Here is a 25477-nt window from a genome sequence, read left to right as displayed (position 1 = left end):
ACATCGGAGACGGTCGCGTCTCCGATTGCTGCACGCCAATGTGACAGACCGCACGCGAAGAGCCCATGAACCTGAGGACGAAGAATCCGACATGACCGACGCAGATCTGGCTAAGAAGCGCCGCTATCGGGGCGTGGACGCCGACGAAAGGCAGGCGGCGCGACGCGAGCGCCTGCTGGAGGCCGGGCTGGAGTTGTTCGGCACCGCCGGATACACGACCACCAGCGTCGAGGACGTCTGCCGCCAGGCCGGGCTGGCCAAGAAGTTCTTCTACGAGTCCTTCTCCGACCGCGAGAGCCTCATCCTGGCCGTTTACGAGGCCGAGATCACCCGCGCCCAGGAGGCGGTCCTGCGCGCCGCCGCCGAGGCGGCGCCGACCGTCCAGGACCAGGCCGCAGCCGGAGTCTCGGCCTTCGTCCACACCGTGGGCGCCGACCCGCGCGTCGCCCGCCTGGTCTTCCGGGAGATCGTCCGCTGCGCCACCCCCGCCGCCGAGGAGCGCTACCAGAAGGTCAAACGCGACTTCGCCGAGTTCATCGGCGGCACGCTCACCCAGCTCCAGGGCATCCCCCACACCAAACGCATCCGGATGGGCACCACACAGATCATCGGGGCCGTCAACGAACTCATGACCGACCAGGTCCTCGGCTACCTGGACGCCACCCTCGACGAGATCGTCGAGATCACCCTGACCCACGTCGGCCTTCTCCACGGCCAGTACATGCGCGAGCTCGCCGAAGGCCGGCACGGCTGATCCCGTGCCGGGCCGTCGGCGCCGATGTCAGGCGGGGGCCGCGTGCAGGTGGGTGGGGAGTGCGCGGTGGCCGTTGGAGATGAATCCCGGGTTGGGCTCCAGGGCCGTCGCGGGCACCGCCAGGCGCAGGTCGGGGAAGCGGGCGAACAGGGCGGGCAGGGCGGTGGCGGCCTCGGCTCGGGCCAGCGCGGCACCGAGGCAGAAGTGGACGCCGTGGCCGAAGGCCAGATGCTCCTTGGCGGGACGGGTGACGTCGAACCGGTCGGCGGAGTCGCCGTGCAGGGCGGGGTGGCGTCCGGCGGCGGCGTAGGAGGCGAGGATCGCCTCGCCCTGGCGGATCGTCGGCCCGCCGGGCAGGACGAGGTCCTCGACGGCGTACCGGAGCGGCAGGTGGGCGACGGGGGCCTCGTAGCGGAGGGCCTCTTCGATGGCGTCGCCCCACCCGGCGTGGCCCGCCCGGATGTGGGCGAGCTGCTCGGGGTGGGTGAGCAGGGCGACGATGGCCTGGTCCAGGAGATTGACCGTGGTCTCGTGGCCCGCCGAGATCACCAGCAGGAGGGTGTCGAGCAGTTCCTGCTCGGTGAGGGCGGAGCCGTCCTCGTCCCGGGTGCTGATCAGCAGCGAGGTCATGTCGTCGCCGGGCTCGGCCCGTTTGGCGGCGACGAGGTCGCGCAGCATCCCGTACAGCTCCATGCTGTTGGCGGTCTGCTGCTCGGTGGTGAGCGTGGTGTCGAACACACCGTCCACCGTCCGACGGAAGTCGGCACCGGAGCTCTCGGGCAGGCCCATCAGCTCGCTGATCACGCGGATCGGCAGCGGGTAGGCGAAGCGATCGCGCAGGTCGACCGGCTCGCCGGGCGGGGCGGCCGCGAGCTCGGCGATCAGCTCGGCGGTGATGTGCTCGATGCGCGGGACCATGTCCGCGACGCGACGGGCCGAGAACGCCGGGCTGACCAGCCGGCGCAGGCGCCGATGGTCGTCGCCGTAGGCGGTGAACATGTTCTGGACGCCCACCCACAGGTCCAGCGGCCACTTGCCGACGATCTCGTCCGGGAACATCGGCCAGTGCAGGTGCGCGCTCTTGGAGACTCGGGGGTCGGTCAGGAGCCGCTTGAGGAGGTCGGGGTCGGTCACCGCCCAGGCCTGGACGCCGAGGACGTCCACGCGGGCCGCCGGGCCCCGGGCGCGCAGCTCGGCGTCTTCGGCGTGACGGTCGCTGCCGTCGGCGTCCAAAACGAGGATCTGCTCGCGATCCATGCGGCCTCCTTGACGTGGTGAACACCCACGAAGTTAAGTCGCCCCGCCCGGGAGGGCTTGCGCGGGCGCGCAAGGAAGTTGTCCCCGCGCGTATCGGCCGCCGGGCCTTGGTCTCCGGCACGAAGCCAATCTTGCAGTGGAATGGTCCAAAAGAGGCCGATCGGTGAATTCTCCGGCGCCACGGGGAGTTGTCGGATTACGCTCTGTATGTACAGGGATTTCTCCCCCGGCTCTGTCACGCGTCGAGCCCTCGTGACGCCGGGTGCCCCCGCAGGAGGTGCGTTCGTTCGGTGGCCGCAGACACCTATCTCGTGGAGTCCCTGGCGACCATGAACGTGGCACCGCACGAGCGTGCCGATCTCTGGAGCGAGCACATCGAGTCCTACCAATGCCGGTTGGACTACCGATACGAGCGCACGGACGACTTTCGCGGCGAGACGATCCGCCAGTACAGCCACGGCTACCAGCTCGTGGAGTTCTGGTCGGACGCGATCGCCTACACCCGCACCGAGCGCCAGGCGCGGCGGGACGAAGACGGCGACTACCGGCTGCTCGTGCCGCTCACCGGGGAGATCGTGATGCGGCAGGACGGCCGGGAGTCGCGGCTGGCTCCCGGCGCCGGAGGCCTGGTCACCTTCAGCGCGCCCTGCGAGGTGCTGCACGACTCCACCACCCGGGCGTTCGTCCTGACGATCCCGAACCGCCAGGTGAGCGGGCCGCTGAACCGGTCCTCGCCGCTGGGCGCGGAGCTGGACCTGAACTCGGGTCTGGGACGGGTGGTGAACGCCATGCTCACCAGCCTGTCGGACGAGCGCGACACGCTCACGGCGTCCCAGTTCGACGCGGTGTGCGAGCGCCTGGTCGAGCTGCTGTGCATGCTGGTCGTGGGCGACGACCGTCCGGACGTGCCGGGGCACCTGGCCGAGGTGGTGGAGCTGGTCCGCCGCCACGCGCGCGAGCACGCCGACGACCCGAAGCTGACCGGGGCGGCCATGGCCGAGAGCCTCGGGTGGTCGCTGCGGCAGGTGCAGCTCGCCCTGCAGCACGCGGGGACGACGCCCCGCGCGCTGATCCGCGAGGAGCGGCTGCGGCTGGCGCGCGACCGGCTCCGCAGCCCGGCCTACCGGCACCTGACGATCACCGATCTGGCGCACGCGTCGGGCTTCTCCTCGGCCAGCGCGTTCAGCACCGCGTTCCGGCGGCGCTTCGGGGCCTCGCCCCGCGAGATGCGGCACGAGTGGGAGCGGTGAGCCCCCGGCGCCACTGCGCCCGGGGAAAACTTCCTTGCGCGCGGGCGAAAGTGCCGTGTCCGGCGCCGCCCTACTCTCGGGACCCCGCGGGGTACTCCCCCGCCACGGACGCGTCCAGCAGCCCTCACCGCGCCGGTCGGCTGCCCCACCCCCGGCACCGCACGGACACCCGAGATGACCGAATCCGTTCCGCCGTCCGGCGTCGGGCGAGGCGCACACCCCTCGCGGCTCGCCGCCGACCGTGCTCGCGGCCGCTTCGCCCACCCGGCGCCGTGCGGTCTCGCGTCCGGGCCCTGAGACGCCGTCCGGTGGCGGCCCGCATCCGCACCCCCCAGTTCACGAGGATCTGATGGAGCAAAACTTGTTGGCGGTGGCGCTCACGTGCCTGACCGCCGCACTCGTCGCCGTCGCGGTCCTGCTGCTGCGCCAGCGGCAGATCTCCGCGCGGCTGCGCCGGCGGAACGCCCTGCTGTCGGACGAGCTGCGCCTGCGCGACGAAGAGCTGCGCTACCTGGTCACCACCCGCCTGCCCGCCCTGGTGGACGTCCTGCACGACCGGCCCGCGACCGTCCCCGGGCCCCGGCACGGGCAGCGCCCGGCCGGAACCGAGCACGAGCGGGAGCTGCGGCGCGTGCTGGACCTGACCGCCGAGTCGGTGAAACAGGCCAGGACGGGCGCGGAGCGGTCGGCGATGGCGACGCTGCGGGCCATGATGCGCGGCGTGCAGAGCCTGGCCAACGAGCAGCAGGTGGCCATCTCGGCCATGCAGGAGCGCCACGACGACCCCGCCGTCCTGGAGGGCCTGCTGCGCGTCGACCATATGAACGCCCAGCTCGGACGGCGCGCGCAGGCGACGGCCGTGCTGTGCGGGTCCTGGCCGGGCCAGCAGCGGTCGGCGTCCTCGCTCAGCGACGTGGTGCGCGGCGCGACCTCCCGGATCCGCGACTACCTGCGGGTCAGGATCAGCTCGGAGGTGGGCGTCGCGGTGGTCAGCCGCGCGGTCGAGCCGGTCGTCCTGGCCCTGGCCGAGCTGCTGGACAACGCCGCCCGCCACTCGCAGCCCAGCACGCCGGTCGAGGTCAACTTCCAGCAGGCGCACAACGGCGTCGCCATCATGATCGACGACGCCGGGGTGGCCATGGAGGGCGAGGAGCTCCAGCGCGCGGCCCGGATCTTGTCGGGACAGCGGCCGGTCGACGTCTACGGGCTCGGCGACCCTCCTCGGGTCGGCTTCGCCGTGATCGGGCTGCTCTCCGCCCGCTATGGATTCTCGGTCTCGGTCGACACCCGGTCGCCGTACGGCGGCGTCCGCGCGGTGGTGTTCCTGCCCACGGCCCTGCTGACGCGCGTCACCGAGGAACCCGCGCCCGTGGGCGCCGTCCCGGCGGGCACGACGGCGCGGGAACAGCTCGCGGACGGGACGAGACAGGCACCCCAGGTGACCGCGGGCGGGCTGGCGAAACGCCGCCGCGCGCAGGTCATCACCACCGACCAGGCCGTCCCGGCCGACCGGACGACGACCGAGCGGCCGAGCCGTCCCGCGCGGGAGATCGCGGCGGGAATGGGCGCCTGGCAGCGCGGCACCCGATCCGGCCGCGCCACGGCCCCGACCGGCGAGTCCCGGCCCGACAGCGACCCGCCCGAGAGCGAACGGGAGAACCCCCGGCCATGAACGATGCCTTCGACAACAAGCTCGGCTGGATGCTGGACGACGCGCTGAGAATGCCGGAGACGCGGTACGCGATCCTGCTCTCCGCCGACGGGCTGCTGATCGCCCACTCCGCCCGGATCGGACGGGACGAGGCCGAACGCCAGGCGGCCGGAATGGCCGGGCTCCAGTCGCTCGCCCGCGCCACGGCGGAGTTCTGCGGCGGGACGGGCACCACCTGGCGGCAGACCGTGAGCGAGTTCGACGACGGGTACATCTTTCTCGTCGCCGCCGGTCCCGGTGCCTACCTGGCGGTCTCGGCCACCCAGCACGTGGACATGGAGGCGGTCTCGTTCCGGCTGCAGGAGCTGGTCCAGCGGCTGGGAGGCGAGCTGACGAGCCCACCCCGCCAGGGTGTCGGCGGGACGGCATGAGGCCGCCGCGCGACAGGCGGGCGCTGGTCCGGCCGCACGTGGTGACCGGCGGGCGCGCGCATCCGAGCCGCAACACCATCGACGTCGTCACCCTGGTGGTCGCCACCCGGCACCCGACGGTCGGCCTGAGCCCGGAGAAGCGCCGGATCGCCGAACTGTGCCGGGGCGGCGCGCTGTCGGTCGCCGAGATCGCCGGGCATCTGGCGCTGCCCATCAGCGTCACCAAGGTCCTGGTCTCCGACCTCGTCGACGGCGGGCACCTCACGCCCCGCCTGCCCGACCCCTCGGACGAGCCCTCCAAGCTCGAGATCCTCCAGGAGGTGCTCAATGGACTCCGCGCTCGCCTCTGAGAACGGCCTCCATCTCCCCGACACCGTCAGGACCGCGGTGAAGCTCCTGGTCGCCGGGCACTTCGCCGTCGGCAAGACCACGCTGGTCGGCACGCTGTCGGAGATCCGCCCGCTGCGGACCGAGGAGACGATGACGCAGGCGGGCGCGCCCGTCGACGACCTGAGCGCCACCCGGGACAAGACGACCACGACCGTGGCCATGGACTTCGGGCGCCTCACGCTCAGCGAACGGATCGTGCTGTACCTGTTCGGCGTCCCCGGGCAGGAGCGCTTCACGCCGCTGTGGCGCGACCTGGCCCACGGAGCCTACGGAGCCCTGATCCTCGTCGACACCAGCCGGTTGGAGGCCTCCTTCGGCGTCATGGACCTCGTGGAACGGCAGGGCCTCCCCTACGCGGTGGCCGTGAACCAGTTCGACGGGGCGCCCGCCTTCCCCGAGGACGAGGTCCGCGAGGCGCTCGACCTGCTTCCCACGACCCCCCTGATCACCTGTGACGCCCGCGACCACGCCTCGTCCGTCCGGGCCCTGATCACCCTTGTCGACCACCTTCTCTCCGACGATTCGCAACGGGAGCACCCGTGACCTCCGACGCCACGCCGTCCGCCTGCCCCGCCCACGACCGCACACCGATGTACGGGGCGGAGTTCGCCGAGGACCCCGGCCGCGTCTACGACGCGCTGCGCCGGAGCGGCCCCGTCGCGCCCGTCGAACTCGCCCCGGGCGTCCCGGCCACATTGGTCCTCGGCTACCAGACCGCGCTGGACGTGCTGCACGACCCCGCCACCTTCCCCAAGAACCCCGCCAGGTGGGAGAGCACGGTGCCCGCCGACTGCCCCGTGCTGCCGATGATGATGGCCCGGCCCAACTGCCTGTTCACCGACGGGGACGTCCACGCCCGGCTGCGGCAGGCGGTGACCGACAGCCTCGACCAGATCGACGTCAGCGCGCTGCGCGGCTACGTCGAGCGCAACGCCGACCTCCTCATCGACCGCTTCGCCCCGGTGGGCAAGGCCGACCTCCTCACCCAGTACGCCAGCGTCCTGCCGCTGATGGTCTTCAACGAGCTCTTCGGCTGCCCGCCCGACATCGGCGACCGGCTGGTCTCCGGCATGCGCGGGATCTTCGACGGCATCGACGCCGAGAAGGCCAACGCCGAGCTCATCCGGGGCGTGGCCGACCTGATCGCCCACAAGCGGGAGCAGCCGGGCGCGGACGTGACGTCCCGCCTGCTGAACCACCCCGCGGGGCTGACCGACGAGGAGCTGATGCACCAGCTCATCCTGCTCCAGGGCGCCGGCACCGAGCCCGAGCAGAACCTCATCGCCAACGGCCTGCGGCTGCTGCTGTCCGACGACCGCTTCGGCGGCGACCTGTCCGGCGGCAGCCTGCCCGTGGACGACGCGCTCGACGAGATCCTGTGGACCGACCCGCCGATGGCCAACTACGGCATCACCTACCCGACCCGCGACGTCGACCTGGAGGGCGTCCGGCTCCCCGCCGACCAGCCGGTCGTCATCAGCTTCGCGGCGGCCAACACCGACCCGGCCCAGGCCGCGGCCTCACGCACCGGCAACCGCGCCCACCTGGCCTGGAGCAGCGGCCCCCACGCCTGCCCCGCCAAGAGCCACGCCCGCCTCATCGCCTCGGTCGCCCTCGAACGGCTCCTGGACCGCGTGCCCGACATGGAACTCGCCGTCCCGGCCGACCAGCTGACCTGGCGTCCCGGCCCCTTCCACCGCGCCCTGACGTCACTCCCCGTCGAGTTCCCCCCGGTACTGCTCCCCACCCCCCGCGACGAGACCCCCGACGCGCGGCAGCACACCCCCCGCACCGCCACGCCACCGCGAACCCCGTCCCCCATCCAAACCCGCCGCCGCTGGTGGCACTCCCTGGCCAAATGGTGGCGCGGCGAGTAACCCGGGCCCCTGTCAGTCGTCGTTCGGTGGGGCGGTGCAGGACCAGCGGCCGGTGCCGTCCCCGTTGGAGATCCAGCGGGCGGAGGCGCGGGGGTTGGAGTACTCCCACTGGCAGGCGTCGGTCAGGTTGATTCGCTTGGCGGGCGTGCCCTCGGCGTCTTTGGCGCAGAACCAGTCGTAGCCGCCCGAGGTGTAGGACGCGGTGACCCAGCCGAGGTGGATGCAGTACCGGTCCAGGGCGAGCCCTCCCAGGGTGACGGGCTTCTGGGGTGGGCGGGTGGACTTGGCCGGGGTCGGTGTCGGTGTGTCCTCGGGGGTCTCGGAGGGGGACGGCTCGGGTGTGTCGGAGGGCTCGGGCTCCTCGGACGGGGTCGGGTCGGGGGTGGTGGGCGTCGAGGTCGGCGTCGAGTTCGCCAGCTGGGTGGGGCGCGGGTCGGGTCGTTCGCCGTCGCTCATCGCCGCCACCGCGGTGGCCAGGCCCACGGCCGCGATAACCGCGGTGAGGAGGGCCAGCGCCGGTAGCGGCCCGGCCAGGAACTTTCGCGGTGGTCGCTTCGGGCCCGGGACGGGCTCGTTCCGGGCCGCGTGTTCGATTCTGGTGAACGTCGGGTCGGCGGTGTCGGCCTGGACGATGAGCGGCCGGGTGGGCGGTTCCAGATCCGGCTTGGCCGGTTGCGCGGTCGAGACCGCTTGGAGGGCGGTCTTGACCTGGTGGGTGTCGGCGGGACGGTCGGCCGGTGATTTGGCGAGCAGGCGCTGGAGCAGGTCGCCGAGTTCGCCGGGCAGGTCGGGACGCCGGTCGCGCAGGTGGGGCGGCGGGTCGTCCAGGTGCTGGCGCATCAGGGCGGCGGGGGCCGGGCCCGGGAAGGGCGGGGCGCCGGTCAGCAGCGTGTGCAGGGTGGCGCCGAAGGCGTACAGGTCGGTGCGGGCGTCGACCTGTTCACCCAGCCACTGCTCGGGCGCCATGAACGCGGGGGTGCCCAGGCCCGGTCCGGTCACGCCGTCGGTGGCCTCGGCGTAGCGGGCGATGCCGAAGTCGCAGACCTTGACCCCGCCACCGGCCAGGCGCATCAGGTTGGCGGGCTTGACGTCGCGATGCACGACGCCGCGGTCGTGCGCGTGGGCGAGCGCGTCGGCGACCTGGACCATCAGGCCCACCGCCACCTCGACCGGCATGCCGCCGCTGTGCGCGGCGACCAGGACGGTGAAGTCGACGCCGTCCAGCAGCTCCATGACGAAGTAGGGGTGGCCGTCGTGCTCGCCGATGTCGTGGACCACGGTGATGCCCGGATGCTGCAGGCCCGCGGCGGTGCGGGCCTCCTGCCGGAGCCGGGCGACCAGCGCGGCGTCGGTGTGCAGGTCCGCGAGCACGATCTTGATCGCGACCGGCCGGGCCAGGTGCTCGTCCCGGGCGGCCCACACCTCGCCCATGCCGCCGCGCCCCAGCCGCGTGTCCAGCCGGTACTTGCCGTCGAGCAGCAACCCAGGTTCCACCGCGCACCATCTCCCTGGCAGCCGGACGTGGACTCTCAAAAGAACACTGGTGTCTGTTCCAGTGGTTGAATCCTAATCCAGTTGGAGCGAGGCGGTGACGGCGGTGCGGGAAGTTACGCCGAGTTTGGCGAAGATGCGGCTGAGGTGGTTCTCCACCGCTCGGACGCCGAGGGTGAGCGACTCGGCGAGCTGGAGGTTCGTCCGGCCAAGGCGAAACCATATGCGTCTGTGACAAGTGGGATCGCGAAATCCGGCCCGCGCGGTCAATCTCTTCCGCGCCGGACGTGATGGGGTCGGGACACGCGGAACTCCCCAGGAGGCGATGTCGTGGCAGGTCGAAGCATGCCCGTGCGAGTGGGAGGCGTCACCACGGCCGCGCTGACCGGACTGCTTTCGGTCGTGCCCATTCCGGGGGGCGCCGCCTTGGCCGAAACGACGAAAACCCTCACCTACACCTGCGCCTTTCCTCACATCGGTGACAGAAAGGTGCGTGTCGAACACGAAAGCGGCTTCCCGGCGCACATTCCGGTCCAGCAGGAAATGCCCGCGTCCGCGTTCACCACGAGGGTGCGCCTGGACGCCGGGCTCGTCGACGAGCTCGTGCGGAACGACGAGCTGACGCTGAGCGCCCCCACCACCTCCTGGACGGTGCGGATCACCGACCCGCAGGGCACCGAGGAGCTCCCGGCGGAGCGGGGCTCCGCCCGCGACACGGCCGCCTGGCTGACCGAACTGGGTGAGCAGACGGCCGTGTCGAGCCTCCGGACGCAGGGCCCGATCTTCGGCAAGCCGGGAGAGGCCAGGGTCACCACCGGCCCCCTCCGCCTGTCGATGATGACCAGCAGATGGGTTCCCGTCCCGCCTTCGGGGCTGCCCGGGATCGTGATGGAAAGCGCCGACTGCGCTCCCGATCCGGGCCAGGACCTGACGCTGGCCGTCATCCAGATCACCGACGTGGACGGGAAGGACACGACCCCGCCGACGCGGCCGGGCCCCCCGCTGGTGACCGAGCGCACGGCGACCTCGCTGTACCTGCGGTGGGCGCGCTCCACCGACCCCGAGACCCCGGTGGCCAAGTACAGGGTCTTCTACAAACCGGCCGCCTCGGACGCGGAACCGCACAGCCTCGTCGTGACCGGCACCGCCGCCCGGCTCCTCGGCCTCAAACCCGACACCGAACACCTCGTCTGGGTCGTCGCGACCGACGGCCACGGGCTCAGGTCCGAACCCGGCGCGCGGCTCCGGACGCGCACGGCGCCCGAGTCACCGCTGTCGATCGCCAACCCGCTCACGGGCTCGACCACGATCGGGGGCGGCGCGCCGATCGAGCTGACCGGCACCCTGAAGCTGGCCGCGAACGCGTCCACCGCGAACCGGTTCTCCGGCGACCTGAAGCTCGACCCGGCCACCGGCCGGTTCACCTTCGCCGGGTTCGTCCCCGTCACCGCTGACCTGACCTTCACCCCGGCGGAGAAGACGACCGCCTCGCTCGCGGGCAGGACGCTCTCCACCAGCTCCGCCATGACCATCGGGCTGACCTCGATCAAAGCCTTCGGCATCGACATGGACGCGGGCACCGAATGCCGGACCGCGTCCCCGGCCCGCCTCGACCTCTCCGGGCCGACCCGCACCCAGACCAGGGACGGCCTCACCGCGGACGTGTCCGGCCGCTACGTCCTGCCCGGCTTCGAGAACTGCGGCCCGTTCACCCGATTCCTGAACCTGTTCCTCGCCGGGCCGGACAACTCCCTCACGCTCCGCCTCGGCTAGAAGCGTTCCGGGACCCTTTCGAGCTTGTCCGGGTTGCGGACGCCGTCGATCGCGGTGATGCGGCCGGCGCTCAGGGTGAAGGCGATGACGGTCAGGACGTCGCCGATGGGGTGGACGACCAGGCCGGGGGCACCGTTGACTCGGGCGGGACGGGCGTTGAGGGGGCGGTGGCCGAAGCGGAGGAGGACGGCGGCCACTCGGGCGGCTCCGCGGACGGTGCGGACGGTGGAGACCTTGCCGCCGCCGTCGCTGCGCAGGACGACGTCCGGGTCGAGCAGGGCGACGAGGCCGGGGAGGTCGCCGTTCTCGCAGGCGGCCGTGAACGCCTTGACCAGCCTGCGCTGCTCGTCCTGCGTGGCCGGGGTCCGGGGGCGGCCGCCCTCGATCCGGCGGCGGGCCCGCGAGGCGAGCTGGCGCACCGCGGCCGGTGAGCGGCCGACGGTCTCGGCGACCTCGGGGAAGGGGACGCCGAAGACGTCGTGCAGCACGAACGCGGTGCGTTCGGCGGGGCTGAGGCGCTCCAGGACGACCAGCAGCGCCATGCTCACCGACTCGTCCAGCGTGACCCGCTCGGCCGGGTCGTGGGAGCGGGCCTCGACCAGCGGCTCGGGCAGCCACGTGCCGACATAGCGCTCCCGTCGCGCTCGCGCGCTGCTCAGGGTGTCGAACGCCAGCCTGCTGACGGTGGTCGTCAGCCAGGCGGCGAGATTGTGGATCGCGTCCGGGTCGTCGAGTCCGCGCAGGCGCAGCCACGCCTCCTGGACGCAGTCCTCGGCGTCGGCCAGCGAACCCGTTGTCGTGTACGCCAGGCGCAGCAGCCGTGGCCGGTTGGTCTCGAAGGAGCGTGCCAGCAGGTCGTCGGCGTCGTGGGTCGTCCTCATGCCCTTTCGACGATGGTGCCGGTCCGGGTGTGACGCGGCCCTTCGTGTCACACCTTGGGGCGCCGCGTCGTCAACCGGCGTCGGACGCTCAACGGAGGGGACCATGACACTGACCGAGCTGGAACCAGAGGACGACACCCGGCAGGGGGTGTTCGTACGTGTGGCGGGCTTCGCCCACCGGCGCCGGTGGGTCGCCCTGATGCTGTGGGTGGCGGTGCTGGGCGGAGTCTGGGCCGCCGCTTCAGTCGTAGGCGACGACTATCGCAACGACTTCTCGCTCCCCGGCACCGAGTCGCAGCGGGCGGCCGACCTGCTGGCCGAGCACGGCGCCGCCCGCGCCGGGGACACCGTCGAGATCGTCCTGCACGATGCCGGGGGCCTGCACAGGCCGGACGTCCGGCAGCGGGTGGGGGCGATGCTCGACGACGTCGCCGGGCTGCCGAAGGTCGGCCGGGTGCACAGCCCGTACGAGGGCGCCATTTCCCGGGACGGCACGATCGGCTACGCCACCGTGATGCTGGAGGTTCCGTCCCAGGACATGCCGAAGGCCGATACCCAGCGCGTCTTCGACGCCGTCCAGAAGGCCGAGGGCCAGGGGTTGCGGGCCGAGCTGGGCGGCGACGCGGCCCGGCTGCTGGGGCAGGGCGGGACGGGCGCCGCGGAGGGCGCGGGGCTGGTGGCCGCGCTGGTCATCCTGGTCCTGATGTTCGGGTCGGTCATCGCGGCCGGCCTGCCCATCGTCATCGCGCTGTTCGCCGTCGGGAGCACGGTCGGCGTCATCGTCGTGGCCTCGCACGCCTTCACGATCGCCGACTGGACGCCGCCGGTGATGATCCTGGTCGGCCTCGGTGTCGGCATCGACTACGCGTTGCTGATCTTCGCCCGCTACCGGGCGGAGCTGGCGCGCGGCGAGGAACCGGAGCGGGCCACCACCAACGCGATGGACGCCGCGGGCCGCTCGGTGTTCTTCGCCGGGTGCACCGTCATCCTGGCCCTGCTCGGCCTCGTCGTCCTCGGTCTCGGCTCGTTGCAGGGCATGGCGCTGTCGGTGGCGCTGACCGTGCTGGTGACCATGCTGGCCTCCCTGACCCTGCTGCCCGCGCTGCTCGGCGTCTTCGGCCGCCGCTTCGCCCGGCAGGCCAGGCGGCGTCCCGCCGACGGCGCCGCCTGGCGCCGGATCGCGACCGCGGTGCAGCGGCGGCCGCTGGCCGCCCTGCTGGCGGCGGGCGTCCTCCTCGGCGCGCTGGTCCTGCCGGCGCTGGGCATGCGGCTCGGCTTCTCCGACGCGGGCAGCGACGCGCCCGGCACCACGAGCCGGGAGGCCTACGACCTGCTCTCCCAGGGATTCGGCCCCGGGTTCAACGGTCCGCTGCTGGTGGTGACCGACGGCGGCCCGGACGGCGCCGCCGCGGCCGCGCGGGCGCTGAGCGGCACCCCGGGCGTCCAGGGCACCGCGGATCCGGTGCCCACCCCGGACGGCAAGGCGGCGACCGTCCTGGTGTTCCCCACCTCCGCGCCGCAGGACGAGGAGACCTCCGAACTCGTCGGCACGCTGCGAAACGACGTGCTTCCGGAGCTGTCGGCGCGGACCGGCGCGCGGTACCTGGTCGGCGGGGCCACGGCGGCGTCCGAGGACTACTCGGCGAAGGTCGCGGACCGGTTGCCGCTGTTCATGGCCATCGTCGTCGGCCTCTCGGTGCTGCTGCTGATGGCGGTGTTCCGGTCGGTGCTGGTCCCGCTGAAGGCCGCGCTGCTGAACCTGCTCAGCATCGGCGCCGCGCTCGGCGCGATGACCCTGGTGTTCCAGCACGGCTGGTTCGGCGTGGAGCCGGGCCCGATCGAGGCGTATCTGCCGGTGATGGTCTTCGCCATCGTCTTCGGGCTCTCCATGGACTACGAGATCTTCCTGATCTCCCGGATCCATGAGGAATGGACGCGCTCGAAGGACGACCCGTCCCGCGCCGTCCGCGAAGGGCTGGCGCACACCGGCTCGGTGATCACGGCGGCCGGGGCGATCATGATCGTGATCTTCGGCGCCTTCATGCTCAGCCCCGAGCGGCTGCTCCAGCAGACCGGTTTCGGCATGGCCGTGGCGATCTTCGTGGACGCCGTCGTCATCCGCTGCCTGGTCGTCCCGGCGGCGATGGAACTCATGGGCCACCGCGCCTGGTGGCTCCCGGCCCCCCTGGCCAGGCTCCTGCCGAAAGTCGACCTGGAACGCCCCTGAGGCGCGCGGGTGCTTCCCGGGCTGGGGTCCGGGAAGCACCCGCGTCAAGGCAGCCGCTGGGTTCGGCTGAGGATGCGCTGGGCGACGACCACCACGACCAGGAAGGCGCCGCTGACCACCTGCTGGACGGCGGAGGTGAGGTTGCCGACCTGGTTGATGAGGTTCTGGATCACGCCGAGGAGCAGGACGCCGGCCATGGTGCCGGTGACGGCGCCGACGCCGCCGGTGAGCAGGGCGCCGCCGATGACCACGGCGGCGATGGCGTCCAGTTCCAGGCCGATGCCGAGGATCGTCACGCCGGACGAGAGCCGTGCCGCGTTGAGCGCGCCCGCCAGACCGGCCAGCAGGCCCGACATCAGATAGACCAGGATCTTGGTCCGGGCGACGGGGACGCCCATGAGGCCCGCCGCGTCCTCGTTGCCGCCGACCGCGAACACGTTCTGGCCGAAGCCCGTCCGCTGGAGCAGGACGACGCCGAGCACCGCCAGCACCACCGTGATCAGGACCGGCCAGGTGAGGTCGAAGGGCCCCTCCTGGCCGAGCGCGGCGAACGTCCGGTCCTCGACCAGGTAGGTCTTGGCGCCCTCGTCGGAGACGGCCAGCATGATGCCGCGCACGCCGAGCAGCCCGGCCAGCGTCACGATGAACGGCGGCATCCCGAACCGGGCGATCAGGACGCCCTGGAGGAGCCCGATCGTGCCGCACACCACCAGCGGCAGTGCCAGCGCCGCCAGGAGGCCGGCGCGGGAGCCGTAGGCGGCCAGCACCCCGCCGAGCACGAACTGCGAGCCGACCGACAGGTCGATCCCGCCGCTGATGATCACGAAGGTCATGCCGAGCGCGATGATCGCCAGGAAGGCGGAGGAGATCGCGATGGCGCGCAGGTTGTCGCCGGTGGCGAACGAGTCGAACGCGACCGTCCCGAACACCAGCAGGCTCAGCAGGACGAGCGCGGCGCCGTGGTGCTGGAGCAGCCGGCCGAGCCGCTCGCCGCGCGTCGCGGTCACCGTCTCCGGTTCCGGAGCGCGCGCCCCGCCGACGGTGATCGTGGTGGGATCGCTCATCGGGCACCTCGGTTTCCGGCCGCGTACACCGCGGCGAGGATGATGACCGCCTGGACGACCTGCGCCCAGGACTGCGGCAGGTCGTGCTTGATCAGGGTGGCCTGGAGCAGCTGCATGAGCAGCGCGCCCATGACCGTGCCGATCACGCGGATCCGGCCGCCGCCGAGCGGGGTGCCGCCGATCACCACCGCGGTGATGGCCGACAGCTCCATGAACAGGCCGAGCGAGGTCGGGTCGCCGGCCTGGAGCCGGGCGGTGGCCAGCACACCGGCACCGGCGGCCAGCGTCCCGGAGATGATGTAGACGGCCATGAGCAGCCGTTTCACCGGGAGGCCCGACAGCTCGCTGGCGGTCCGGTTGCCGCCGACCGCCACGATCTGCCGGCCGAAGACGGTGCGGCGGACGACGAAGGCCATCGCCGCGGTGAGCGCGGCGGCGATCAGCACCACATACGGGACGCCCATCAGCGCGCCGCCGCCCAGCGTCAGCAGGCCGGGGTCGCGGACCTCCTTGAGCTGCGGCACCAGCACGTTCGCCAGGCCCCGCACGCCGACCAGCAGGGCGAGGGTGGCCACGATCGGCTGCACCCCCACGTAGGCGACCAGCGCTCCCCCGGCCGCTCCGGCGACGGCTCCGGCGGCCAGCGCGGCCAGCACGGCGGGCAGCGGCCCGTAACCGAGGTAGAGGACCACCATCGAGGCCGCGAGCGCCATCACCGAGCCCACCGACAGGTCGATGCCCTCGGTCCCGATCACCAGGGCCATGCCGAGCGCGACGATGACGATCGGCGCGACCTGCACGAGCTGGGTGCGGAAGTTTCCGGTGTCCACGAAGTTCGGCGTGAAGATCACGTTGAACAGCAGCAGGGCCAGGACGGAGGCGTACACCCCGTATTCCTGGAGCCACGCCAGAGCGCGCGCCCGGTCCAGACCGGGACGGCGTCCGGCCACGGCCTCAGCCATGGGTCTCCTCTCCCGTACGGTCGTCGCCCGCGATGGCCGCCATGACGCGGTCCTCGGTCAGCTCGGCGCCCTGGAGCTCGCCCGCCACGGCGCCGTCGCGCAGCACGACCACGCGGTCGGAGCCCTCGACGAGCTCCTCCAGATCGGCGGAGATCAGCAGGACGCCGAGGCCCTCCTCCCGGGCGAGCTCGTCGATCAGCGCCTGCACCTCGGCCTTGGCGCCGACGTCGATGCCCCGGGTGGGCTCGTCCAGCAGCAGCGCCCGGGGGTTCATGGCGAGCCAGCGCGCCAGCAGGACCTTCTGCTGGTTGCCGCCCGACAGCTCGTCCACGCGCTGGTGCGGGGACGAGGCCTTGATGCGCAGCCGCCGCATGAAGCCGTCCACCAGCCGGTCGATGCGGGCGTCGGAGACGACGCCCGCCCTGGCCATACGGGGCAGCGCGGCCAGCGCGATGTTCTCCCGGACCGACAGGGCGGGCACGATGCCCTCGGCCTTGCGGTCCTCGGGCAGCAGGCTGACACCGGCGCGGATCGCGGCGGCGGTGGTGCGGCGGCGGCGCAGCGGCGAACCGGCCACGACGACCTCGCCGCCGTCCAGCGGCAGCGCGCCCACGATCGCCTTGGCGGTCTCGGTGCGTCCCGCGCCGAGCAGCCCGCCGAGCCCGACGACCTCGCCGGGCCTCACGGTCACCGACACCCCGGACAGGACGTGCCTGCGGGTGAGGCCGCGGGCCTCCACGACGGGCGGGCCGGACGCCGCGCTCTCGCCGGAGAAGCGGGTGACCCCGTCCGAGCGGACCTCGGCCAGGTCGCGGCCGAGCATCAGCGAGATCAGCCGCAGCCGGTCCAGGTCGGCGAGCGGGCCGGTGTGCGCCACCCGCCCGTCGCGCAGCACGGTGACGCGGTCGCACAGCCGGTAGAGCTCGTCGAGGCGGTGGCTGACGTAGATGGTGGAGATGCCGCGGTCGCGCAGGGCCCGGACGACCCCGAACAGCGTCTCCACCTCGCGCGGCTCCAGCGAGGACGTCGGCTCGTCCATGATGACCGCGCGGGCGTCGACCGCCACCGCGCGGGCCAGCGCCACCATCTGCTGGGTGCCGAGGCCGAGCGAGCGCAGCGGCCGCCGCACGTCGGCGCGGACGCCGAGCCCGGCCAGCTCCCGCTCGGCCGCGGCGTTCAGCCTCGCCAGGTCGATCACGCCGAGCCGGGTGCGCGGCTCGCGGCCCAGCAGCAGGTTGCGGGCCACGCTCATCTCCGGGACGAGCCCGACCTCCTGGTAGATGGCCGAGACACCGGCGCGCCTGGCCTCCAGCGGGGAGCCGAACGCGGCCGGACGGCCGTCCAGCAGCACCCGGCCGCCGTCGGGACGGTGGGCGCCGGTGAACACCTTGATGAGGGTGGACTTGCCGGCGCCGTTCTCCCCGACCAGGGCGTGCACCTCGCCGGGGAGCAGCGTGAACGCGACCTCGTCCAGCGCCAGCACGCCGGGGAACCGCTTGGACACGCCGTCGGCCTCGAGCACCGGCCCGGCCCCTGGAGCGGAGCGCAGCGGAGTGGAAGGGGCCAGGCCGGGGGCGTGGGGGGTCGCACCCCCACCCTGGTGCGGCCCGCTGTCGTCCGGCGCCATCAGTAGGCCTGGCCCAGCGAGCCCTTGGCGTTGTCCGTGGTGTACTCGCGGTCGGTGATGATGACCTTCTCGGCGATGGGCTTGCCGTCCAGGAAGCCCTGCGCGGTGGAGAACGCCAGCGGGCCGAACCTCGGGTTCGACTCGACCACCGCCTGGAGCCAGCCGTCCACGATGGAGCGCACCGCGCCCCGGGTGCCGTCGATGGACACGATCTTGATCTCGCCGGGCTTCTTGCCCGCGCCCTTCAGACCGGTCACCGCGCCCAGCGCCATCTCGTCGTTCTCGGCGTAGACGCCGTTGATGTCGGGGTTGGACTGGACGAGCTGCTCGGTGACCTGCTGGCCCTTCTCGCGGGTGAACTCGGCGGTCTGCTCGAAGGAGATCCGGATGCCCGGCGCCTTCTCCTTGATCCGGTCCTTGAACCCGTTGGTGCGGTCGGTGGTGACGTTGTTGCCGGGCGCGCCGAGCAGGATCGCGACCTTCCCCTTTCCGCCCAGCACCTTGATCATCTGGTCGGCGGCGCGGCGGCCCTGCTGGTAGAAGTCCGAGCCGATGAAGGTGAGGTAGTCGCTGCACGCCCTGGCGTTGATCTTCCGGTCCACGGTGATGATCGGGATCTTCTTGGCGGCGGCCTGGCGCAGCACCGGCTCCCAGCCGTCGGAGTTGAGCGGCGCGATCACCAGCAGCTTCGCGCCCTGGGCGATGAGCTGCTGGACGTCGGCGATCTGCTTGGAGAACTGCGACTGGGCGTTGGTGACGCGCAGCTTGGTCACGCCGAGCCGGGCCGCCTCGTCCTTGATCGACTTGGTCTCGGCGATCCGGAACGGGTTGGCCTCCTTCTCCGACTGCGAGAACCCGACGACCGAGGTCTTCAGGTCGAACGGGGTGCCGCCGAACTGCTTGAGCGTGCAGGTGGCCCCGGCCGTGCCGGTCGCCGACGGGGCGACCTGCTGCTGGGCCCGCGTGCCGGCGTCGGCGCCGGAGTCGCCGTCGTCCTCGGACTTGGCGCAGCCGCTCACGGCCAGGGCGGCGGCGACCGCGGCGGCGGCCAGGGTCAGGGTGCGGGGACGGCCGGATTGCTTGATCATCGGGGGGCTCCTTGCGTTCGGGGAGGGCGGGAGGGGCGGGCGGCGGAGGAACCGCTCGCCCCTCCCGCCAGGTCGGGTCAGCCGCAGCTGACGGGGGTCTCGTCGATCACGGCCCGGTTGGCGTCCCGGATCCGCTCGACGTCCGGCTTCACCACCGCGCGGTCATAGGTGATCAGCCCGTTCAGCTCGGTCTCGACGTCGGTGGTCTGGGTGTAGATCGCCGCGCTGAGGCCGGTGCAGGTGCGCAGCCGCCGCAGCTGCTCGTTCATGTCGACGTACCGCCGGGTGAGCGCCTCGGGGTCGGGTTCGACCGCGTAGCCCCAGCCGCCGCCGGACCAGGTGTGCCCGATGACCGGCAGCCCGAGCCCGCCATACTCGCCCAGGACCGAGGCCCGGGTGGCGGACGGTGCCCCCGGGGAGCCGGGGCCCGGGTAGATGTGGAAGTCCATGACGTCGCCGTTGCCGCCGTCGACGGCGCCGCAGCAGTTGATCCCGCTCATGTTGTTCACCAGCCGGGACGGGTCCCAGCGCTTGACGAGATCGGCGATCCGGGCCTGGTCGTACTGCCCCCAGCCCTCGTTGAACGGGACCCACATCACGATGGACGGGTTGTTGTGCCGCTGGTCCAGCATGGTGCGCAGCTCGCCCTCGTACTGGGTGCGCTCGGCGGCGTCCGGGACGCCGAACATCGACGGCATGTCCTGCCACACCAGCAGCCCCAGCCGGTCGGCATGGGTGTACCAGCGGTCCGACTCGACCTTCACGTGCTTGCGGACGGTGTTGAAGCCGAGCCGCTTGGTCTGGTCGAGGTCGTAGCGCAGCGCCGAGTCGGTCGGCGCCGTGTAGATGCCGTCGGGCCAGTACCCCTGGTCCAGCGGCCCCATGTGGAAGACGGGCTTGCCGTTGAGCAGCAGCCGGTTGACTCCCCCGGCCTTCTTCATCTCGATGCCGCGCATGCCGAAGTACGCGCCCGTCCGGTCGGTGACGCGGCCGCGCCGGTCGACCAGGACGACGTCGAGGTCGTAGAGGAAGGGACGGTCGGGCGTCCAGAGCTTCGGTTTCGGCACCGGCACCCGGAGCTCGGTGCCGGGCGTCCCGGTGGCGCGGCCGACGACGCGGCCGCGGTCGCGGGCGGTGACGACGGCACGGGCGCCGCCTTCGGTGCCCTTCGCCCGGACGGTCACGCGCAGCGCCTCGTCCGCGACGTCGGGCGTGCTGCGCAGCGAGGCGATGTGCGCGGGCGCGACGGGCTCCATCCACACCGACCGCCAGATGCCGGACGCGGGGGTGTAGAAGATGCCGCCGGGCGTCTCGCGCTGCTTGCCGACGGCCTGGCCGTCCAGGTCGGTGGGGTCGTACACGCCGACGATGAGCTCCTGCGCGCCGCCCCGCTTGAGGGCGTCGGTCACGTCCACGCTGAAGCGGTCGTAGCCGCCCCGGTGCACGGCGAGGCGGCGGCCGTTGACGAACACGGCGGACTCCCAGTCGACCGCGTCCAGGTGCAGGACGAGCCGCTGCCCGGCGCGTCCGGCGCCGACCCGCCACGAGGCGGGGACGGTGAACGCGCGGCGGTACCACATGCGGTCCACCTCGCGTTCGATGCCCGACAGCGCGGACTCGGCGGGGAACGGCACCACGATGCGCTCGCCGAGGTCGCGGCCGACCGGCGGCGCCTCACCGGCCTTGGCGGTGGCGAACTGCCACGTCCCGTTCAGGCTGCGCCACCGCTCGCGGGTGAGCTGCGGGCGCGGGTACTCGGGCAGCGGGTCGCGCGGGTTCATCTCCTTGGCCCACCGGGTCTTGATGGTGTAGGTGGACAGGTTCCTGGCCAGGACGTGCTTGAACGCCTCCACGGCGGCGCCGTCCGCGGTGGTGAGCCCGCCCGCGCCGTCGTAGGAGACGCGCACGGTGTCACCGGCCTGCTTGGGGATCGCGTGGGCGGGACGCAGGACGAGCCGTCCCGGGGCGGCGGCGTCGTGCGTCAGCTTCTCGATCGGCCAGGCGGTGCCGCCGACGGTCAGCCTGAGGTGCTCGCGGGCCTGGGCGGGCGGGGCGGCGAGGGGCGTGGCGAAGCCGAGGGTCACCGCGTCGCCGGGCTTCTCGACGGCCGCCGCGTCCGGGCCCGGCGGGTCGAAGCCGTCCGGGAGCGTGAAGGCGGCGGCGGGCACGATCTGCTTGGGCTGGGACGGGCTCTGCCAGCGCAGCCGCAGGTTCGAGCCGCCGACATGCTCGAAGTACTCGATCTTGATGGCATGGTCGGTGCCGGCCTGGAGCGCGATCGGCTCGCCGGTCTTCTCCTGGTCCCAGGTGTCGGTCCAGTTGTCGATGACCAGACGGTCGTCCACCCAGAGCCGGAAGCCGTTGTCGCCGATCATGGAGAAGGTGTATGGCTCGGACCCGGCGGGGCGGATCTTCCCCGTCCAGCGCACCGAGACGTTGTCGTTGCGCCCGGTCAGCTCGCGGAGGCTGCCCTCCAGGTCGGGCAGGTCGATGGCGGGGTCGACCACGGTCGACCTGAGCTCGTGGAAGTCGAAGGCGCCGGGGCCGGAGCTGACGTAGTAGTCGGCGCGCAGGCCCGGACGGGACGCGGCGGCCTCCGGCGCGGAGGCGGACGCGGGGATCGCCGCGGTCATCTGCAGGAGCAGCGCGGCGAGCAGGGCGAGCGCGAGAAGGGGGCGGGGTCTGCCGTGGGGACGGGACCAGTGAGCGTTCATCCCAGGGGATCCTCTGCGGGGGGTGGTGGACCTCGGAAACGATCGAAATGGACAGATATGAACCCTTGGCCGATCCCAACCAAGCACTGAACGATCGCACTCGTCAAGGGATAACGGTCCATCTCGATCAGAAACGGTCCCAAGTTGACATGTAGCGGTCGACAGCGCGGCCCGTTCCCGTCCTGACCGTCCGACTGACTACGATCGGATTCGTTCGAATGCTTTCGCCGAGTCGAAGTCGGAGCCGGGGCCACAGTGAGCGAGAACCAGGGACCCGCGGACGTGCGCAAGCCGGTGTTCGCGGCGGAACGCCGCAAGCGCATCCTGGAGCTGGTCCGGGCCAACGGCACGCTGTCGCTGCGCCAGCTCGCCGCGGCGGTGCAGTCCTCCGAGGTCACCGTCCGGCGGGACGTGCGCGCGCTGGAAGCCGACGGGCTGCTCAACCGCCACCACGGCGGCGCCTCGCTGCCCGGCGAGCTGTCCCGCGAGCCCACCTACCTGCAGAAGGCGCAGGTCGCCTCCGCTGAGAAGGCCGCCATCGCCGCGCTGGCCGAGGCGCTGGTGGAGGACGGCGACGCGATCGTGATCGGGCCCGGCACCACCACGCTGGCGCTGGCCCAGCGGCTGACCGGCCGCACCGAGCTGGCCGTGGTCACCAACTCGCTGCTGGTGGCGCACGCGCTGGCCGGGGCGCCCCGGCTGGAGGTCATGGTGACCGGCGGCTCGCTGCGCGGCCCCATCGAGGCCCTGGTCGGCAGCGAGGCCGAGCGGGCGCTGGCGGGGCTGCGCGTCCACCGCGCGTTCATCTCCGGCAACGGGCTGACCGCCGAGCGCGGGCTGTCGACGCCGAACGCCCAGGTGGCCAGCACCGACCGCGCGCTGGCGGAGGCCGCCGAGGAGGTCGTCGTGCTCGCCGACCACACCAAGATCGGGGTGGACACGATGGTGCGGACCGTCCCCGCCGACCGGATCGACCACCTGGTCACCGACGAGCGCGCGCCACAGGAGGAGCTGGACGAGCTGAGCGCCCAGGGCGTCCGCCTGCACGTCGCCCGCCTCTGAAGGTCGCCCTCGACCGTTTGCGATCGACTGTGACCGAACGCGTCCCGGATCGTTATGGCATTGTTTCGTGACGGGGTCACGATCGGTGCAGCCGAGGCCCGGGAGGGAACGTGGCGGAAACCATCCTCGAGGCCGCCGGGATCCTCAAGAGGTTCCCCGGCGTCGTGGCGCTGGACCATGTCTCCCTCACCCTCCTCCCCGGGGAAGTGCACGCGCTCGCCGGAGAGAACGGCGCGGGCAAGTCGACGCTGCTGAAGGTGCTCACCGGGACGCTGCGTCCCGACGCGGGCCAGGTGCGCGTCGCGGGCGAGCCGGTGCGCTTCACCGGACCGCGCGACGCCCGGCGCGCCGGGATCGGCGCCGTCCCGCAGGACGCCGCGCTGCTGCCGCTGATGAGCGTCGCCCGCAACCTGTTCCTCGGCCGCGAGCCCCGCACCCGGCTCGGCCTGATCGACTTCGCCCGGATGCACGCCCGCGCGCGCGAGGAGCTCGCCCCGTACGGCGTGACCGCCGACGTGCGCCGTCCGCTCGGCGAGCAGCCCACCGGCACCCGGGGGCTCGTCGCGCTGGCTCGCGCCCGCGCCACGGGCGCCCGGGTGATCGTCCTGGACGAGCCCGCCGCGTCACTGGAGCCGGACGAGGCCGCCACGCTGTTCCGCGCCATCGCCGCCATGCGCGACGAGGGCCGGTCCGTGGTCTACGTCAGCCACCGTCTGGAGGAGCTGTACGCGATCTGCGACCGCGTCACCGTCCTGCGCGCGGGCAGGGTCGTCCATACGGGTGAGCTTGCACGGCTCGACCGCCTCGCCCTGGTCTCGCTCATGCTGGGCCGCGCCCACCGGCCCCCCGAGGCCGAGCCCGGCGCGTCCTCGGACCCGCCGCCGACCGACCCGCCCTACCTCCAGGCGACCGGGCTGACCCGCAAGCACGCCCTCTCCGACGTGTCGATCGCGCTGCACCGGGGCGAGGTCCTCGGTCTCGGCGGCCTGATCGGGGCCGGCCGCAGCGAGACCGCCAAGGCCATCGCGGGCGCGCTGCCGCTGGACGCGGGCGAGGTGACCATCGCCGGCGCCCCGCTGCACAAGCGCTCCATCACCGGCGCCATCCGCGCCGGGGTCAGCCTCCTGCCCGAGAACCGCGCGACCGAGGGACTGATCCCGTCCCTGTCCATCCGCGAGAACATCGCGCTGGCGGCGCTCCCCCGCCTGTCGCGCTTCGGCATCGTCTCCGCCGCCCGCATCGACCGCGTCGTCGCCACGTTCATGGCCCGCCTGCACATCACCGCCACCTCGCCGCACCAGAAGGTCGGCGAGCTGTCGGGCGGCAACCAGCAGAAGGTCCTGCTGGCCCGCTGGCTGGCCATGCACCCCAAGGTCCTGCTGCTGGACGAGCCGACGCGCGGCGTGGACGTCGGCGCCAAGGCCGAGCTCCAGGACCTCCTGGACGAGCTGGCCGTCGACGGGCTCGCCGTCCTGCTCATCTCCTCCGACCCGCGCGAACTGGTCGCGGGCTCCGACCGCGTCGTCGTCATGCGCGAGGGCGTCATCACCGCCGAACTGACCGGCCCGGCCGTCACCGAGGCGGCCATCATGTCCGCCATGACCTCGGCCCCCGGACCGGGGGTTTGACGCGAAGTCGCAAGGAAGCTACAAATGAAGTGAGAGGTTTCCTCTTGTGAGGACTGGTTCCGGGAGCCGGTCGGCTCCCGGGGATCTTCGGAGGTGAAGCACGATGTTGCTGACGTCGATCGACCCGTTCGTGCAGGAGTTCGAGCGGCAGTTCGACCGGTTCGCCCGGCGGGCGCTGAACCAGGACGGCGGCATCACGATGCCGATGGACGGGCTGCGGCGCGACGACGACGTGGTACTGCGGTTCGACGTGCCCGGCATCGACCCGAACTCGATCGAGGTGACCGTCGACCGCGGCGTGCTGAGCGTCACCGCCCGGCGCGAGGAGGAGTACGGCGAGAACGACCGGCTGTTCGTCCGCGAACGCGCGATGGGCGCCTTCACCCGCCGCGTCTACCTCTCCGAGCACCTGGACACCGAGGCGATCGAGGCCGCCTACGACAACGGGGTGCTGGCGGTGCGCATCCCGGTCCTTGAGCGGGCCAGGCCGCGCAAGGTCGAGATCCAGCGCAGCGAGCGGAAGTCCATCAAGGCCTGACCGGCACAGCGGTCCCCGGCCGGCGCGCCGCGCACCGGCCGGGGCCCTGGCGGCGAAAGAGGAGACCGTGGGGACGTCGTGGCTGGATGACGAGCACGCGCCGCTGTACACCGTCGGCCAGGTCGCCGACCTGCTGGACGTGCGGCAGGCGTTCCTGCGCCGGATCGACGACCAGCGAGTGGTGTCGCCCCGGCGCTCCCCCGGCGGCCAGCGCCGCTACAGCCGCCAAGAGATCGGCCGGGTGCGGCAGGTGGTCACCATGATGGGCGAGGGCATGACCCTCCCGGCCATCCGCCGGATCATCGAACTGGAACACGAACTGGCCCGGCTCACCCGGGAACGCAACGAACTCGCCGCCCGCCTGGCCGAACTCGAACACGACTAGACCAGGGGCTCGACCTTTTCCACGCGCCCCCTGCGCCGCCACCACACGACTCCGGCGATGACGGGCGGGACGGCCAGAATGAAGGGGGCATAGACGATCCCGTGGTCGGAGTACGACCCGGCATAGGCGTCCCCGGCCGGGCCGAGCCGCACCTTCACGTGCTTGTGGACATCCGCCGGGCCGACTCCCTCGATCGTGCTGTCCTTCTGCTCACCGGCCTTGGTCTGCCACGTGGCGTTGCACACCTCGCGATAGTTGGTCTTGTTCTTCTGGGTCCGCTCCAGGTGACATTCGTTCACGTAGGCGGTGGTGCGCTCCCCCCAGAGCATGGTGTAGGTGGTCGCGACACCGACCCCGCCGAAGCCGGCGGCCGCAACGGTGTAGCAGACGGCGACAATGATCCACTTCCCTCTGGTCATCCTGTGCT

23 protein-coding genes are annotated in these 25477 nt (G+C 72.4%); 13 read left to right on the top strand and 10 right to left on the bottom strand.

Going from position 1 to position 25477, the window contains the following annotated elements:
- Window positions 1–91: 91 nt before the first annotated feature.
- Window positions 92–754, top strand: coding sequence for a TetR/AcrR family transcriptional regulator (locus ACQPY4_RS10340; RefSeq protein WP_433334911.1), 663 nt, complete (start codon window positions 92–94; stop codon window positions 752–754).
- 27 nt (window positions 755–781) lie between these two features.
- On the opposite strand, the gene ACQPY4_RS10335 is transcribed toward ACQPY4_RS10340, so the two are convergent.
- Complete coding sequence (locus tag ACQPY4_RS10335) at window positions 782–2011, bottom strand: cytochrome P450 family protein (protein ID WP_433334909.1); 1230 nt, start codon at window positions 2009–2011, stop codon at window positions 782–784.
- 290 nt (window positions 2012–2301) lie between these two features.
- On the opposite strand from ACQPY4_RS10335, the gene ACQPY4_RS10330 reads away from it, so the two are divergent.
- The 6 genes from ACQPY4_RS10330 to ACQPY4_RS10305 all read left to right on the top strand — a co-directional run bounded on the left by ACQPY4_RS10330 (window position 2302) and on the right by ACQPY4_RS10305 (window position 7610).
- A complete protein-coding gene (locus ACQPY4_RS10330; protein ID WP_433334907.1) occupies window positions 2302–3261 on the top strand; it encodes a cupin domain-containing protein in 960 nt (319 codons plus the stop codon).
- A gap of 349 nt (window positions 3262–3610) precedes the next feature.
- Window positions 3611–4933: an ATP-binding protein gene (locus ACQPY4_RS10325; RefSeq protein ID WP_433334905.1), complete on the top strand. Its 1323-nt coding sequence runs from the start codon at window positions 3611–3613 to the stop codon at window positions 4931–4933.
- On the top strand, window positions 4930–5343 hold the full coding sequence (locus tag ACQPY4_RS10320) for a roadblock/LC7 domain-containing protein (protein ID WP_433334903.1): 414 nt from the start codon (window positions 4930–4932) through the stop codon (window positions 5341–5343). The genes ACQPY4_RS10325 and ACQPY4_RS10320 overlap by 4 nt, the downstream gene beginning before the upstream one ends.
- A complete protein-coding gene (locus tag ACQPY4_RS10315) occupies window positions 5340–5693 on the top strand; it encodes a DUF742 domain-containing protein (protein WP_433334901.1) in 354 nt (117 codons plus the stop codon). Before ACQPY4_RS10320 ends, ACQPY4_RS10315 begins: the two co-directional genes overlap by 4 nt.
- On the top strand, window positions 5671–6276 hold the full coding sequence (locus tag ACQPY4_RS10310; RefSeq protein ID WP_433334899.1) for a GTP-binding protein: 606 nt from the start codon (window positions 5671–5673) through the stop codon (window positions 6274–6276). The genes ACQPY4_RS10315 and ACQPY4_RS10310 overlap by 23 nt, the downstream gene beginning before the upstream one ends.
- On the top strand, window positions 6273–7610 hold the full coding sequence (locus ACQPY4_RS10305; protein WP_433334897.1) for a cytochrome P450: 1338 nt from the start codon (window positions 6273–6275) through the stop codon (window positions 7608–7610). The genes ACQPY4_RS10310 and ACQPY4_RS10305 overlap by 4 nt, the downstream gene beginning before the upstream one ends.
- Before the next feature lie 12 nt (window positions 7611–7622).
- Here the strand turns inward: ACQPY4_RS10305 and ACQPY4_RS10300 are convergent, their stop codons facing one another.
- The gene (locus tag ACQPY4_RS10300) at window positions 7623–9104 is read right to left on the bottom strand and encodes a serine/threonine-protein kinase (protein ID WP_433334895.1); all 1482 of its coding nucleotides are present in this window, start codon (window positions 9102–9104) and stop codon (window positions 7623–7625) included.
- Between the two features lie 72 nt (window positions 9105–9176).
- Window positions 9177–9371: a LuxR C-terminal-related transcriptional regulator gene (locus tag ACQPY4_RS10295; RefSeq protein ID WP_433334893.1), complete on the bottom strand. Its 195-nt coding sequence runs from the start codon at window positions 9369–9371 to the stop codon at window positions 9177–9179.
- Between the two features lie 75 nt (window positions 9372–9446).
- On the opposite strand from ACQPY4_RS10295, the gene ACQPY4_RS10290 reads away from it, so the two are divergent.
- Window positions 9447–10874, top strand: coding sequence for a fibronectin type III domain-containing protein (locus tag ACQPY4_RS10290; protein ID WP_433334891.1), 1428 nt, complete (start codon window positions 9447–9449; stop codon window positions 10872–10874).
- On the opposite strand, the gene sigJ is transcribed toward ACQPY4_RS10290, so the two are convergent.
- The gene (gene sigJ / locus ACQPY4_RS10285; protein ID WP_433334889.1) at window positions 10871–11755 is read right to left on the bottom strand and encodes an RNA polymerase sigma factor SigJ; all 885 of its coding nucleotides are present in this window, start codon (window positions 11753–11755) and stop codon (window positions 10871–10873) included. The two genes, ACQPY4_RS10290 and sigJ, sit on opposite strands and share 4 nt — an antisense overlap.
- 103 nt (window positions 11756–11858) lie before the next feature.
- Here sigJ and ACQPY4_RS10280 point away from each other — a divergent pair, with 103 nt between their 5' ends.
- Entirely contained in the window at window positions 11859–13982 is a 2124-nt protein-coding gene (locus ACQPY4_RS10280; protein WP_433334887.1) for an MMPL family transporter, read from the top strand.
- Between the two features lie 44 nt (window positions 13983–14026).
- Here ACQPY4_RS10280 and ACQPY4_RS10275 read toward each other — a convergent pair whose 3' ends face one another.
- The 5 genes from ACQPY4_RS10275 to ACQPY4_RS10255 form a co-directional block, all read right to left on the bottom strand.
- Complete coding sequence (locus tag ACQPY4_RS10275) at window positions 14027–15046, bottom strand: ABC transporter permease (protein WP_433334885.1); 1020 nt, start codon at window positions 15044–15046, stop codon at window positions 14027–14029.
- Window positions 15043–16008, bottom strand: coding sequence for an ABC transporter permease (locus ACQPY4_RS10270; protein WP_433334883.1), 966 nt, complete (start codon window positions 16006–16008; stop codon window positions 15043–15045). Before ACQPY4_RS10270 ends, ACQPY4_RS10275 begins: the two co-directional genes overlap by 4 nt.
- Window positions 16001–17530 (bottom strand): sugar ABC transporter ATP-binding protein, encoded by a 1530-nt coding sequence (locus ACQPY4_RS10265; RefSeq protein ID WP_433334881.1) that lies wholly within the window; start codon window positions 17528–17530, stop codon window positions 16001–16003. The genes ACQPY4_RS10270 and ACQPY4_RS10265 overlap by 8 nt, the downstream gene beginning before the upstream one ends.
- Window positions 17531–17634: 104 nt before the next feature.
- Window positions 17635–18723, bottom strand: a complete 1089-nt coding sequence (locus tag ACQPY4_RS10260; protein WP_433334879.1) for an ABC transporter substrate-binding protein — start codon at window positions 18721–18723, stop codon at window positions 17635–17637.
- Window positions 18724–18800: 77 nt separating this feature from the next.
- Complete coding sequence (locus ACQPY4_RS10255) at window positions 18801–21437, bottom strand: PA14 domain-containing protein (RefSeq protein ID WP_433334877.1); 2637 nt, start codon at window positions 21435–21437, stop codon at window positions 18801–18803.
- Between the two features lie 255 nt (window positions 21438–21692).
- On the opposite strand from ACQPY4_RS10255, the gene ACQPY4_RS10250 reads away from it, so the two are divergent.
- The 4 genes from ACQPY4_RS10250 (at window position 21693) to ACQPY4_RS10235 (ending at window position 25050) form a co-directional block, all read left to right on the top strand.
- Window positions 21693–22499: a DeoR/GlpR family DNA-binding transcription regulator gene (locus ACQPY4_RS10250; RefSeq protein ID WP_433334875.1), complete on the top strand. Its 807-nt coding sequence runs from the start codon at window positions 21693–21695 to the stop codon at window positions 22497–22499.
- 110 nt (window positions 22500–22609) lie between these two features.
- Complete coding sequence (locus ACQPY4_RS10245; protein ID WP_433334873.1) at window positions 22610–24127, top strand: sugar ABC transporter ATP-binding protein; 1518 nt, start codon at window positions 22610–22612, stop codon at window positions 24125–24127.
- A gap of 103 nt (window positions 24128–24230) precedes the next feature.
- Window positions 24231–24665 carry an Hsp20/alpha crystallin family protein gene (locus tag ACQPY4_RS10240; protein ID WP_433334871.1) on the top strand — a complete coding sequence of 145 codons (435 nt, stop codon included), beginning with the start codon at window positions 24231–24233 and terminating at the stop codon, window positions 24663–24665.
- A gap of 67 nt (window positions 24666–24732) precedes the next feature.
- Complete coding sequence (locus tag ACQPY4_RS10235) at window positions 24733–25050, top strand: MerR family transcriptional regulator (RefSeq protein ID WP_433334869.1); 318 nt, start codon at window positions 24733–24735, stop codon at window positions 25048–25050.
- Here the strand turns inward: ACQPY4_RS10235 and ACQPY4_RS10230 are convergent.
- A complete protein-coding gene (locus tag ACQPY4_RS10230) occupies window positions 25047–25469 on the bottom strand; it encodes a hypothetical protein (RefSeq protein WP_433334867.1) in 423 nt (140 codons plus the stop codon). The genes ACQPY4_RS10235 and ACQPY4_RS10230 overlap by 4 nt on opposite strands.
- Window positions 25470–25477 lie beyond the last annotated feature (8 nt).

The sequence above is a fragment of the Spirillospora sp. CA-294931 genome, assembly GCF_050946795.1.
Classification (GTDB): Bacteria; Actinomycetota; Actinomycetes; order Streptosporangiales; family Streptosporangiaceae; genus Spirillospora.
The sequence above is the reverse complement of the archived record's forward strand: the minus strand, read 5'-3'. Positions and strand labels throughout refer to the sequence as shown.